This is a genomic window from Paenibacillus marchantiae (assembly GCF_028771845.1).
In the GTDB taxonomy this organism is placed as follows: domain Bacteria; phylum Bacillota; class Bacilli; order Paenibacillales; family Paenibacillaceae; genus Paenibacillus; species Paenibacillus marchantiae.
Genome location: NZ_CP118270.1, coordinates 6,045,181 through 6,057,946 on the forward strand (window position 1 = coordinate 6,045,181; position 12,766 = coordinate 6,057,946).

The following is a 12,766-nucleotide window of genomic DNA, read 5'->3' on the forward strand; positions in this document are numbered from 1 at the left end:
GTGACTTACCTCCCAAGGAGAAACATTAATGTACATTATCTCCGGGGCAGGCTATTTTATTCGCACTTGGCATCCTTGCCATTAATACCCATTATAAAAAATGCTCCTGTTCAGACCATCTTGTTGAACTCCTTTCGGAGTCTTTTAATGATTCTTTTTTCGAGACGAGAGATATAGGATTGGGAGATTCCAAGCAGATCGGCGACATCTTTTTGTGTCTTTTCCTCCCCATCCGTCAAGCCAAAACGAAGCTCCATAATCATTCGCTCACGCTCGGTTAATTTTTCCAATGCTTTATGCAAAAGCTTCCGGTCTACCTGTTCTTCGATATTCCGATAGATTGTATCGTTCTCTGTACCGAGTACATCGGATAATAATAGTTCATTTCCATCCCAATCAATATTGAGTGGTTCATCAAAAGAAACTTCTGTACGAATTTTACTGTTACGTCTCAGGTACATCAAAATTTCATTTTCGATACAACGGGAAGCATAGGTTGCCAGTTTAATTTTCTTTTCCGGGTCAAATGTATTAACGGCTTTAATCAACCCGATCGCACCGATGGAGACCAAATCCTCGATATTGATACCTGTATTTTCGAATTTGCGTGCGATGTATACCACCAGTCGCAGGTTCCGTTCAATCAGCATGGCACGGATCGCGGAATCCCCTGAAGACAACTTTTGCAACAAAAATTCTTCTTCTTCACGTGTTAATGGGGGCGGTAGCGCCTCACTGCCTCCGATATAATAAATCTCTTCACTTTTCAAACCAAGCAGAAATAATAAACGATAGTACTGCAGCTGCGCCACCAGTTTCCATTTTACAAGCATGTACGTTCCTCCTATACCACATTCAGCGGCTTTTCTGTTGCTCCCGCAGAGATAGCCGTAGACTGCGCAGAAGCAGCGTCTTGCACAAGCTCAGGGTGAATCACGGCCTGGTATTTTCCATCGGATGACAGTACGCCCCCGTCCAACCCTATTAATACCTTTGTCGTCTCATAACACATCTCATCCATCGTTACCTTCACCCGGTCTGGCTTCATCGCCAGCATAAATGCAGTTCCTTTGTTAATACCCCGATAGGGTACAAGCCTTAAACGATCCTGCCAGTGGAAATCCTCCTGATCGAGCTCCATGATAAGGTTGTCCGGCGCCTCATCCTTCAACCTGCCCTTCCATGCAGCAGGCAGCATGTCTTGCCATAACGATACCTCCATTACCATGACGGGCATACGTGAAAGAGGGTCTGTGAGTTGATTTCCTGTATCCAGAAGGCCTGTACAAGAAATAGTCACATCATCAATAAAAACCTCCACTTTACCCAAGTACGTTGTCATTCGGTCTGTTTTTCGTTTCGAGCTCTGCACGGCTTTGAATAGAAAAAGCACGGCAAAAAAGACGACAAATGTGAACCAAAAGGCAATTTTCAAATCAAAAGACATTCCACCTGATGCCGTAAACCAAATGCCGTTGAACAATTCCCCAGAGCTTTGCAGCATGTAGTGCACACCCAGAATTCCCCCTGCGGCGACAAAATTGATTACATAGAAGGTACCCAAGGTCCTCATAAATGCCTGAAGACCCTTAAACCCAAATGCAATACTCAGCATCACCAGAGACAATCCAAACTTGATCAAAAAGGTGAACATAAAATCAAACTCCGGTACAAACATCATGACTACGTACAGCGCACCCACGATCGCGGACAGCAACCATCTCCACCAGACCAGCTTCGTTTTGCGCATCCAGGCCGTCAGTCCGATGAGTGCACCGTCAATACACAGGTTCGTCAAAAAAATAAGATCCACATATACAACCACATTCTTCACCTGCCTGCGCGCAACATATCGAAATAACGTTATCCCGATATTCATGAGCATATTCACAAGTATAAGGAGCTCACTTTTCAAAGTCTGTCTAATCATGGGGGGATCGTTCCAACTTTTTTTGTCGGAATTGCTCAGACCCGTTGTTCAGAATTTGTTCAATACGATGTGATAGGATAATAAAAAACAAAAAGACCCGGTTACTCCTATCAGGAGTACCGGGTCTTCATTGAAATCTATTGGAGTATTAATCGTTGTTATTATTGCGTGAACGATTGCGCAAAAATGTCGGAATATCCAGCTGATCATTGCTTGGCTGATTTCCGAAAGGACGCAGGTTCGGCGAACGGTTATCCGCAGGCTCACTTGCTGGAGCAGGTTTGCGTCCAGGTGGAGGCGAAGCAGGCTTGTCCTCAAATCCGGTCGCGATAACTGTAACCTTGATCTCCTCTTTCAGATCCTCATCAATGATGGCACCAAAGATCATGTTCACTTCCGGATCGGAAGCTGAAGTAACAATCTCAGCTGCTTCATTGACTTCATACAGGGACAGGTTAATGCCACCCGTAATGTTCATGATGACACCACGTGCACCTTCGATGGACGTTTCCAGCAAAGGACTCATGATGGCTTTACGAGCTGCTTCAGCTGCACGGTTCTCGCCAGTCGATTCACCGATACCCATCAGCGCAGATCCACGCTCGTGCATGATCGTTTTGACGTCTGCAAAGTCAAGGTTGATCAGACCCGGTACAGCGATCAAGTCAGAGATACCTTGCACCGCTTGACGCAATACATTATCTGCTTGACGGAACGCTTCAAGCATTGGGGTCTTTTTGTCTACAATCTCAAGCAAACGATCATTTGGAATGACGATCAGCGTGTCCACTTTTTCCTTGAGAGCTTCGATACCTTGCTCTGCATGGCTGGAACGTTTACGTCCTTCAAATGTGAACGGGCGTGTTACAACACCCACGGTAAGTGCGCCGCACTCTTTGGCGATTTCGGCAATAACCGGAGCCGCACCTGTACCCGTACCGCCGCCCATACCCGCTGTAACAAATACCATGTCTGCACCTTTCAAGGTGTTCATGATCAAATCACGAGATTCTTCCGCTGCTTTTTTACCTACATCCGGGTTGGCGCCAGCGCCAAGACCACGGGTTAATTTATCACCGATTTGCAATTTATGCTCGGATTTCGCGAGGTGCAACGCCTGAGCGTCCGTATTTACCGTAATAAATTCTACACCTTGTACACCGTTTTCGATCATACGGTTGACTGCATTGCTTCCGCCGCCGCCTACACCGATGACTTTAATTTGAGCCAAGCTCTCCATCTCGAAATCAAATTCCAACATATTATTCCATCTCCCCCTCAATGTGCATGGATGGCCCGTCCAATTTTTGATTGAACCGAATCAATTTCATATATCGACGAACGAAAGCGTTTATTTTAGAACCAGCGCATTCAAACGGCTTCAAGAATTGTATGAAATGGATTCAACCTGTTATATAAATTCGCTGAACATATTTTTCAGCCGTTCGAACAGACCTGGTTTTTGCTCCGATTCCTGGGCCGCATTCGGCTTAGGACGGTTGGTCGGTTTTTTGTTGTTATTATTGTTGTTGTTATTTCCACCGCCGTTGTTGATCGAGGGACGAATACGCAAACTGCGGATTACACTGTGCAAAATGCCGACTCCGCTCGTGAAGCCAGGGTCACGCACACCGATATAATCCGGCACCGCAACTCGTACCGAAGCAGCAAGCTCATGCTGAGCTACCTGCAGAACACCCGGCATAGAGACCGTACCTCCCGTTAGTATATAACCTCCAGGAAGATCATTGTAACCAAGACGCTTCACTTCTTGAGAAATCATCTGGAATATTTCTTGAACCCTCGGTTCGATAATAGCCGCCAGATCCTCTTGAGAGAATTCCTTGTCTACGTTGCTGCCGATCCGTGTTACTTTGAACATGACATCCGCAGCAGCATCGTCCAGCCATGCGCAGCCATATTTCAATTTTACCTTTTCGGCTTGATCTGTTAATGTGCGCAGACCATAGGCAATATCATTCGTTACAAACTCCCCACCAATAGGTAGCGTTGAAGTTGCAACGAGACTGTCTTCTTCGAAGATGGCGATGGTTGTAGCCCCTGCTCCGATATCAACAAGCACGGAACCCATCGTTTTTTCATCCTTGGACAATGCCAGCTGACCTGCTCCAAGTGACATGAGTACCAAATCACTTACTTTCAGACCCGCTTTTTCCACGCAGCGCAAAAGATTATGTATCGCGGTTTTTGCACCCGTAATGATGGTCGCCTCTACTTCCAGACGAACACCAATCATACCACGGGGGTCCTGTATGCCCTCCAAGCCATCTACAACATACTGCTTGGCTACAACATCAATAATTTCCCGTTCCGGTGGAACCGCAATCACTTCGGCTGCTTTCAACACCCGCTCCATGTCTTCTTCTCCGATTTCACGATCCTCGTTAGATACTGCCACGACACCGTGACTGCTCATCAGTCCGATATGATTTCCCGAGATTCCAACATATACTTCGGATATTTGAATACCTACCATACGTTCTGCATGATCCACTGCATTACGGATCGATTGCACCGTCTGATCGATATCTACGATTACACCTTTGCGAATTCCCTCCGAGTCGGCAGATCCAACTCCAATAATATTAAAGGTTCCATTATTCATTTCCCCAATAATAGCGCGAATTTTGGATGTACCGATGTCCAAACTAACAATGATGTCATTGTTGCTCAAGTCTGTGGCACCTCCTGACTCCAAATAGTAAAATACGTTCGGGTTTAAACACTCTTAAAATATATTCAACACACTTTAGGCTTTCCCTCTTTTTTCTACAATTTTTTTGGGTGCCAAGATCTGGTTGCGAGACATAAAACCTTGAAGAAAAAAGAAGGAGGCAACTCAAGTGCCATAAGTTCAAGTGTATCATTTTTTCTTCGTCTCAGAAAGAACAACTTTCATTGGATAAAAGGGGCTAAACCCCGATCCCGCCTGGTTTTGAATACTTCTCTACCGAATAAAGGCGGAAATCAGGGAGTTGCTCCTGGTTCAGCATCTTCTTCCGGGTTATCCGGAATGAAAGGCACGTACGTATCAGCCTCCAGCATGGTGATTTTCCCTGGCCGTTCCGTCTCAATGACCTGGTTGAGATACTCTACCTTATCGGACAATAGAGAAACAGTTGTAATCACTTCAAACTGTGACTTGGTATACATTCGGATCTGATCCGGGAATGAAGGTGTGGGATTCGGAATAATCTCCGATATATCCGTCGTTAGTTCATTCGGGATCTTGGCCAACGCTTCACTCAGCTTGGCCTTGAGCGGATCGTCCGCCTTCCACTGGGTCAAAATCGGTTTCTCAACCGCAACGCCAATGGTGGCAGGAACCGTTAAGCTTGTCCCGCTTGCCAGTATGGCTTTTAGCGTACCGTCAGAACCAAGTTCATACGCAACCGTTGGATATTCCTGCACCTTGATAAGAATAGTACCCGGAAATTGTTTATCCACAGTTACGGTTGATATAGCCTTGATCGTTTTCAGTCGCTCAATCACATCAGCAGAGGTTGTCCCAAAAAACTGTTCGCCCTCCTTCAGACCGCTTTTCTCCAGCAGTTCCGAAGTTGTTGTGTATACATTACCCGTAATCTCAATTGCCGAAATCCGACTCATCGAAGAACGAAAAAAAAGTACAGCAAGTAATACAATAAAAAGAAGTAAGAGAATAAATACGATTTTACGGCTTGTGTTTCGTTTGGGCCGATTCTTCTTCAGAACCGGAATTTGACTTTTAGGCATAGGTCGCGCTCCACAAAGCCTCCGGCCCCCTTCCCTTAAGAAGGGGACTCAAAGGACGTTAATTGGCAAAATCCAGCTGCTTCGAAACGGGGGACTGTCGCTCAACCGAAGCTCCAAGACTCTGAAAGAGCTTCTCGATACGATCGTACCCTCTATCAATATGATGTACTTGCTCCACAACCGTTTTTCCCTGGGCAGCAAGGCCAGCAATGACTAGTGCTGCACCTGCACGCAGATCGGTTGCTTCCACTGTAGCCCCGTACAAACGGGGAACGCCACGGATAAATGCTGCATTCATGTCTACCGAAATATCGGCTCCCATGACATTCAGCTCATCCACATGTTTGAACCGACCCTCGAATACCGTTTCCTTCATCACACTGAAACCGTCTGCCAGACTGAGCAGCACCATAATTTGCGACTGCAGGTCTGTTGGAAATGAAGGATACGGAGAAGTCACAATGCGGTCTACTGATTTGGGACGGCTCATACAGCTCACCGTCATTATATCATTGCAGACTGTGATTTGAACACCAGTACGCTTCAACACATGTATAAGGGAAGTAAGATGAGCCGGATTGCAGTGTGTAAGCGTTACATTCCCTCTCGTTGCTGCGGCTGCAATCATCACCGTTCCTGCAACGATCCGATCAGGTATAATTTCGTAAGAACAAGGTTTGAGTTTCTCCACACCATTAATGGTGATCGTATCCGTTCCAGCACCGATAATCCGTGCACCCATTGCATTCAGAAAATGTTGCAAATCCTGTATCTCAGGTTCTCTGGCTGCATTAAATATCGTTGTTGTACCCTCAGCCGTAACAGCAGCCATCATAATATTTTCTGTGGCTCCTACACTGGGGAAATCCAGATGAATGTCTGTACCCACCAGCTTGCGCCCGCGGCATATGATCTGCTGATCCAGCTCTTCAATCGAAGCTCCGAGCGTCTCAAGGCCCCGAAGGTGAAGATCAATTTTACGTTCCCCAATGGCACAGCCACCTGGCTGGTACACGGATACTTGCCCAAACTTAGCCAGTAATGGTCCCATTAAAAAAATGGAAGAACGCATCTGCTTCATGAGATCCTCAGGCACATCATATGACCGGATGGACGATGTATCTATCGTCACTGTTCCCTGTTCATGCCGACACGTGCATCCAAGTCGTTCCAGGATATACAGCATCACTTCAATGTCCAGCAAGTGTGGAACGTTGTGCAGCGTAACTTCTCCGTCTGCCAACAAACTTGCGGCCATAATCGGTAAAGCGGCATTTTTTGCTCCATGGATGCGTATGGATCCTGAGAGGGGTTTCCCGCCTTCAATCACCAATTTGTCCAATGTATCACCTCCGGGGTTTACCGTTCACCCACTACGAAGACTTCCGGTACCAGGTTAATACCGTTTTGAGATGATATAGTGTTCTGAATCTGCTGCATTAGGGTGATAACGTCCTCTGCTGTTGCTTGGCCTGTATTGACAATGAAATTGGCATGCATGGTGGATACCTGTGCGCCTCCTTGAGTCATACCCTTTAGCCCCGCTGCTTCAATCAGGCGGGCGGCATGATCACCAGGTGGATTCCGGAACACGCTGCCAGCACACGCCATCTGCAGTGGCTGTGTACGGCGTCTACGGTCTTTATACGCGGCCATCGATTCCGAAATGACTTTGCGTTCTCCCTGCTGGAGTGCAAATGTAGCCTCCAGCACGATACCTCTCCGGTCATGAAGAACAGAGTGGCGATAGGCAAATTCCATGTCCTCCTTGCTGTAACGTACCAATTCCCCTGTCTCCAGTACAATCTCAGCGGATTGAAATATCCGTGACACATCCGATCCATGGGCACCAGCATTCATATATACGGCTCCGCCGACCGTTCCGGGGATGCCGCTACCAAATTCCAAACCGGTCCACTCTTTCTTTGCAGCAACAACACTGAGTTTAACAAAGGAATGTGCCGCTCCGGCAGTTACCCCGCCCTCGTGAAATTCGGCATAATCAAAGCCTTCTCCCGGTTTCACGACAACTCCGCGTATTCCCTTGTCAGACACCAACATGTTTGAACCCCGTCCAAGCTGCATCCATGGGATCTGATGCTTGTGCAGCAATTGAATGAGATTGATCATCTGCTCCTTGTTTTCCGGTATGACCAGCGCATCTGCAGGACCGCCGATCTTCCATGTGGTGTATTTGGCTAGCGGCTCGTTTTCAAGAACTTTGCCGACATTGTTCTGGGATAGTAACGATATCCACTGCTGCATATTAACATCCTCCTTTACTTCAAAACCGATGAGCACGGCAGTTTTCGTTGCTGCAAGCCGTGTTGCGGCGCCATGGAACGATTGTCACGATTTATAGGGTATCTTATGTCAGTCCCGCCGTGTGTGTGACAATCGCCCAAAACGCACTTTAACGCCCTGCAGCAAGACGCCGAATCTCGCTCACAAGCACCTCGGCTGCATCAGGTTTCCCCAGTTCCCTGGAGGCTTCCGCCATCCTTTTGCGCGCCGCTTCGTCATTCATAATTCCAGCAATCGCTTTATATAGCGCCTGGCCTGTCAGATCCTTCTCCAGCATCGTAAGCGATGCACCACCACCCTCAAGTGTACGAGCATTCGCCTCCTGATGATTATTCGTCACGTTAGGTGACGGAATCAGAATGGATGGAATACCTAGAGATGTAATCTCGGCAAGGAATGATGCCCCAGCACGATTTACAATCAGCGACGTGCATGCAAGAACCTCAGGCATGTTGTGTACGTAGGGCAGCACATGCAGATGATTTGGCATCGTTCCAAGGGAACTGCGAATCGCTTCACGCGTTTCATCAAAATAAGAATCACCAGTCACGTAGACCACGTGCACATCTTCAAGCTTGGCCAGCATCGGTGCCATATCCACCATGGCTTTATTGATTGCTTTCGCACCACGGCTACCACCAACCACAAGAACAACTCGGCTGTCCATCGGTACACCCAGTGTCGCAAAACCACGATCACGGCTAGCTTGAGCTACCGTTGTAGCCCTTGGATTGCCGGTATACACAACCCTTTTGGCTCCAGAGAATGCTTTCTCCGAACCCTCAAAACTAACAGCTACCGTGTCCACATACCGGGTAAGGAACTTGTTAGTTAACCCGGGAATGGCATTCTGTTCATGAATGACACTTGGAATACCAAGTTTGGCTGCTGCATATACGACAGGCCCACACACATAGCCCCCCGTACCGATGACAACATCGGGTTTGAATTCCTTGAGCATTTTCTTGGCTTTGCGAACACCTTGCAAAAATCTCATCACAGTCTTCACGTTGTCAAAGGACAATTTCCGGCGAAAACCTGTAATGTCAATCGATTGAAACGGAATATTCTCTTGTGGCACCAGTTTACTTTCCAGTCCACGGGTACCACCGATATATAAAAATGTCGAGTCGGGATTCTCCGCCTCACATTGCCTTGCTATAGCAACGGCCGGATAGATATGCCCACCGGTACCGCCGCCGCTTAGAACGACTCGCATCGTACATTCACCTCGCATAACGGGATAAGTTCAATAATATGCCTAGCGCTGTCAACATCAAGGTCAGAGATGAACCGCCATAGCTGATGAGCGGGAGCGTAATCCCCGTAACCGGCATAAGCCCGATCACGACACCAATGTTGATAATGACCTGCACAGCCACCATACCCACAATACCTACACCCAGAAGGCTGCCAAAAGCATCCGGTACCGTCATCGCTACGCGCATCCCTCTCCACACCAAGACCAGAAACAGCAATAATACAATCATTCCACCAATGAAGCCTAGCTCTTCTGCCAAAATGGAAAAAATAAAATCCGTTTGTGGCTCGGGTACGTAGCTGTATTTTTGTCGACTCATACCCAGCCCCAAGCCCGCAAGTCCTCCAGGGCCGATCGCATATAAAGATTGAATAATCTGATATCCGGCACCAAGTGGATCGGACCACGGGTCCAAAAAAGCCGTTATTCGCTGCAATCTGTAGGGAGCTGCCGCAATCAGTCCGGCAAACCCTACTATACCGCCGAGGGCAAGCAGTGATAGATGTTTCATCCGTGCTCCTGCTGTGAAAATAATCAGCATCGATGCACCCATCATCACGGTGCCTGTCCCCAAATCGGGCTGAAGCATAATAATACCAAAGGCCAAACCAATCAAGCCGAGCGGTGGCAGAAGCCCCGTCGTGAACGTTTTGATTTTGCCAGGTTCCTTGCTTAACCAGTGAGCGAGAAACAGGATCATACCCAGTTTCATGAATTCTGAAGGTTGTATGCCGAACGAGCCAATGCCCAACCAGCTTCGTGCCCCTCCCCGAACCACTCCGATGCCAGGAATCAGCACCGCAATCAGCATTATAAAACAGGCAATCAGTATAGGCTTTGCATACTTTCTCCAGACCCGGTAGTCCACATTTGCCGTAACAAACATGGCAGCAAGTCCAAGTCCGGCGAACAACAGCTGTCTTTTGACAAAGTAAAATGAATCACCGTAGTCATGAAAAGCAAGCACCGAGCCCGCACTGTATACCATAATAATGCCGATGGCAAGCAATGCCAGAATACAAATTAGGAGCCAGAAATCCGGCGCCGGTCGCGTCTGTTTCATCAGGAGGCCACCCCTTGCATGGAAGTAGGGGCTTTTCCACCCCCCTACTTACAAGTTATGCGCCGCCTCTTTAAAAATGCGTCCCCGCTCTTCATAGGAAGCAAACATGTCCCAGCTTGCACACGCTGGTGATAACAAGACCACATCACCTGGAGCTGCAAACTGTGAAGCTTCCTGCACGGCAGCGGTTAACGTCCGGGCAGCGTCCTCCTCATTATCGACGACCTTAATTTGCTTTAATCCCGCCAGTTCCGCGACCTTGGCAATTTTCTCCCGTGTCTCTCCAAGAGCAACCACAGCTTTCACCCGCTCCTGGAACAATGGCAGCAATTCCATCATGTCTGATCCACGATCCAGTCCGCCGGCAATGAGCACGACCGGTTCCTTGAAGGAGTTCAACGCCATTACGGTTGCTTTGGAGTTAGTCGCTTTGGAATTGTTGTAATAGTTAGCTCCATTATGTTCAAGTACATACTCAAGACGGTGTTCAACCCCCTTGAAGTCAGCCAGAGGCGCAGCAAGCACAGATGGATCGGCTCCAGCGGAGACAGCAATAGCTACTGCTGCCAATGCATTTCCCACATTAAATCGTCCTGGTATTCCGATGTCTTCCACATCAATAATGACATGATGGTTGCCCTCACCGTCTGCATAGATCACCTGGCGCTTCACATCATCCTCTTCCCCATCCACGTATGGAGGATCGGCATATACCCCTGCTTCAAGCTTCTCTGTCAGCGAGAATGGGAGCAGTCTTGCTTTAATATAAGGAACCAGTCCGCGACATACCGGGTCATCCCAGTTCAGGATAGCTACATCCTCCGGTTGCTGGTTGGAGAACAATTTGGCTTTGGAAGCCACATAATCATCCATGTCCCCATGGTAATCCAAATGAGTCTCCGCCACGTTTAGCAAACTTGCAATGCGTGGACGGAAATCGGATGTGCCTTTCAGTTGGAAACTGCTAAGCTCCACCACCATCCAGTTATCCGCAGAAGCCTGCTCTGCCGCCTCACACAATGGCGTTCCAATATTACCGGCAACGATTGGTTTCAAACCGGCAAGCTCCAACATGTTGCCTACCCACGTTGTTGTGGTTGTTTTCCCGTTAGAGCCCGTGATCCCGATCATAGGCGCAGCGCATAGATGGTAAGCTACCTCCACCTCAGTCACCACTTCTATGCCTAAGGCAAGTGCCTGTTGCACAGGAGGTGCCTGATAAGGAATGCCCGGATTTTTGACTACAAGCTTCACATCACTATGAATCAGGTCGTCCGGATGTCCCCCGCATACAACAGAAATTCCCAAAGCCTCCAATTCGGATGCTTCGGGACACTGTTCTCTCTCTTTTTTATCATTAACTGTAACGATTGCGCCGGCACGATCCAGTACTTTGGCGACCTGCACGCCGCTTTTGGCCAGTCCAAGCACGACCACTTGTTGTCCACGATATGATTCAGGATGATTCATTGTTTACAACCCCTTGTTGAGATAAAGTCCGAGAGCGGCCAAAATGGCACCTACCGCCCAAAAAGTAATGACAACTCGCCATTCCGACCAGCCACTCAGTTCAAAGTGATGATGAATCGGGCTCATTTTGAATACGCGTTTGCCACGAGTTTTGAAAGATACTACTTGAATGATAACGGACAGGATTTCGATGACGAAAATACCGCCAATGATGACAAAAAGAAGTTCTGTCTTCGTCACAATGGCGACGGCACCAATCGCACCACCAATTCCGAGTGAGCCTGTATCTCCCATAAACACTTTGGCCGGGTGTGCGTTATATACCAGGAATCCAAGTACCGCACCAATCATCGCCGCCGCACATACCGCTGCTGGCATGGATGTTGCCTGCATCGCCACAATGGCAAATGCCCCAAATGCGATGGCGCTCACGCCGGACAGCAAGCCGTCCAGACCATCGGTAAAGTTAACTGCATTCGTGATGGCAAGCATCATGAATACCACAAACGGATAGTAGAACCATCCCGTCCAGTCAAAGGAGACTGATGTACCTGGAATCGATATGGCTGTGCTGTGTCCATTCTGGATAAGCAAATAGCACATCACTGCACTGAAAAACAACTGACCAATCATCTTTTGTCTAGCCGTCAGCCCCAGTGAACGTTTGAATACAATCTTGATGTAGTCATCCAGGAAACCAATCAGACCGAAGCCGAGTGTAGCCACCAGCAGGACGTAAAAGTCCGTATTTTTGACCGCTGAAAATTTCAAAAAGGCCAATGTGAACGCGAGTAAAATAACTACTCCGCCCATTGTAGGTGTTCCGCTTTTTTTCAGATGGCTCTGTGGCCCATCTTCCCGAACCTGCTGTCCGAACTTCATTCGACGCAGCAATGGAATCAAGAGCGGTGCAGCAATCACCGCCAAAATAAATGAAACACCGATTGTTAACAGTAATACCTGAAAATCCATGGGTTCACCC

11 protein-coding genes are annotated in these 12,766 nt (G+C 48.0%); all 11 read right to left on the reverse strand.

All coding sequences use genetic code 11. The annotated features are described in order from the left end of the window. Positions 1-110: 110 nt before the first annotated feature. Positions 111-833: an RNA polymerase sporulation sigma factor SigE gene (gene sigE, locus PTQ21_RS27320; RefSeq protein WP_017687308.1), complete on the reverse strand. Its 723-nt coding sequence runs from the start codon at positions 831-833 to the stop codon at positions 111-113. Positions 834-844: 11 nt separating this feature from the next. Then, a complete protein-coding gene (spoIIGA, locus tag PTQ21_RS27325) occupies positions 845-1,825 on the reverse strand; it encodes a sigma-E processing peptidase SpoIIGA (RefSeq protein WP_063567038.1) in 981 nt (326 codons plus the stop codon). Positions 1,826-2,078: 253 nt separating this feature from the next. Next, positions 2,079-3,191, reverse strand: a complete 1,113-nt coding sequence (gene ftsZ / locus PTQ21_RS27330) for a cell division protein FtsZ (protein ID WP_063566980.1) — start codon at positions 3,189-3,191, stop codon at positions 2,079-2,081. Between the two features lie 150 nt (positions 3,192-3,341). Continuing rightward, positions 3,342-4,625, reverse strand: a complete 1,284-nt coding sequence (gene ftsA / locus PTQ21_RS27335) for a cell division protein FtsA (protein ID WP_063566981.1) — start codon at positions 4,623-4,625, stop codon at positions 3,342-3,344. 293 nt (positions 4,626-4,918) lie between these two features. Next, positions 4,919-5,686 carry a cell division protein FtsQ/DivIB gene (locus PTQ21_RS27340; RefSeq protein ID WP_063566982.1) on the reverse strand — a complete coding sequence of 256 codons (768 nt, stop codon included), beginning with the start codon at positions 5,684-5,686 and terminating at the stop codon, positions 4,919-4,921. A 58-nt stretch (positions 5,687-5,744) separates the two neighbouring features. Beyond that, positions 5,745-7,028 (reverse strand): UDP-N-acetylglucosamine 1-carboxyvinyltransferase, encoded by a 1,284-nt coding sequence (murA, locus tag PTQ21_RS27345; RefSeq protein WP_063566983.1) that lies wholly within the window; start codon positions 7,026-7,028, stop codon positions 5,745-5,747. 17 nt (positions 7,029-7,045) lie between these two features. After that, positions 7,046-7,951, reverse strand: coding sequence for a UDP-N-acetylmuramate dehydrogenase (murB, locus tag PTQ21_RS27350; protein ID WP_063566984.1), 906 nt, complete (start codon positions 7,949-7,951; stop codon positions 7,046-7,048). Between the two features lie 148 nt (positions 7,952-8,099). Beyond that, a complete protein-coding gene (murG, locus tag PTQ21_RS27355; RefSeq protein WP_063566985.1) occupies positions 8,100-9,209 on the reverse strand; it encodes an undecaprenyldiphospho-muramoylpentapeptide beta-N-acetylglucosaminyltransferase in 1,110 nt (369 codons plus the stop codon). A 7-nt stretch (positions 9,210-9,216) separates the two neighbouring features. After that, complete coding sequence (gene spoVE / locus PTQ21_RS27360; RefSeq protein WP_274567823.1) at positions 9,217-10,314, reverse strand: stage V sporulation protein E; 1,098 nt, start codon at positions 10,312-10,314, stop codon at positions 9,217-9,219. A 48-nt stretch (positions 10,315-10,362) separates the two neighbouring features. Beyond that, positions 10,363-11,784, reverse strand: a complete 1,422-nt coding sequence (murD, locus tag PTQ21_RS27365; RefSeq protein WP_274567824.1) for a UDP-N-acetylmuramoyl-L-alanine--D-glutamate ligase — start codon at positions 11,782-11,784, stop codon at positions 10,363-10,365. A 3-nt stretch (positions 11,785-11,787) separates the two neighbouring features. Continuing rightward, a complete protein-coding gene (mraY, locus tag PTQ21_RS27370) occupies positions 11,788-12,756 on the reverse strand; it encodes a phospho-N-acetylmuramoyl-pentapeptide-transferase (protein WP_063566988.1) in 969 nt (322 codons plus the stop codon). Positions 12,757-12,766 lie beyond the last annotated feature (10 nt).

Coding starts and splice junctions, on each gene's coding strand:
- murG (WP_063566985.1), bottom strand. CDS start 9,209: ATGCGAGTCGTTCTAAGCGGCGGCGGTACCGGTGGGCATATCTATCCG.
- ftsZ (WP_063566980.1), bottom strand. CDS start 3,191: ATGTTGGAATTTGATTTCGAGATGGAGAGCTTGGCTCAAATTAAAGTC.
- murD (WP_274567824.1), bottom strand. CDS start 11,784: ATGAATCATCCTGAATCATATCGTGGACAACAAGTGGTCGTGCTTGGA.
- spoVE (WP_274567823.1), bottom strand. CDS start 10,314: ATGAAACAGACGCGACCGGCGCCGGATTTCTGGCTCCTAATTTGTATT.
- murB (WP_063566984.1), bottom strand. CDS start 7,951: ATGCAGCAGTGGATATCGTTACTATCCCAGAACAATGTCGGCAAAGTT.
- mraY (WP_063566988.1), bottom strand. CDS start 12,756: ATGGATTTTCAGGTATTACTGTTAACAATCGGTGTTTCATTTATTTTG.
- PTQ21_RS27340 (WP_063566982.1), bottom strand. CDS start 5,686: ATGCCTAAAAGTCAAATTCCGGTTCTGAAGAAGAATCGGCCCAAACGA.
- sigE (WP_017687308.1), bottom strand. CDS start 833: ATGCTTGTAAAATGGAAACTGGTGGCGCAGCTGCAGTACTATCGTTTA.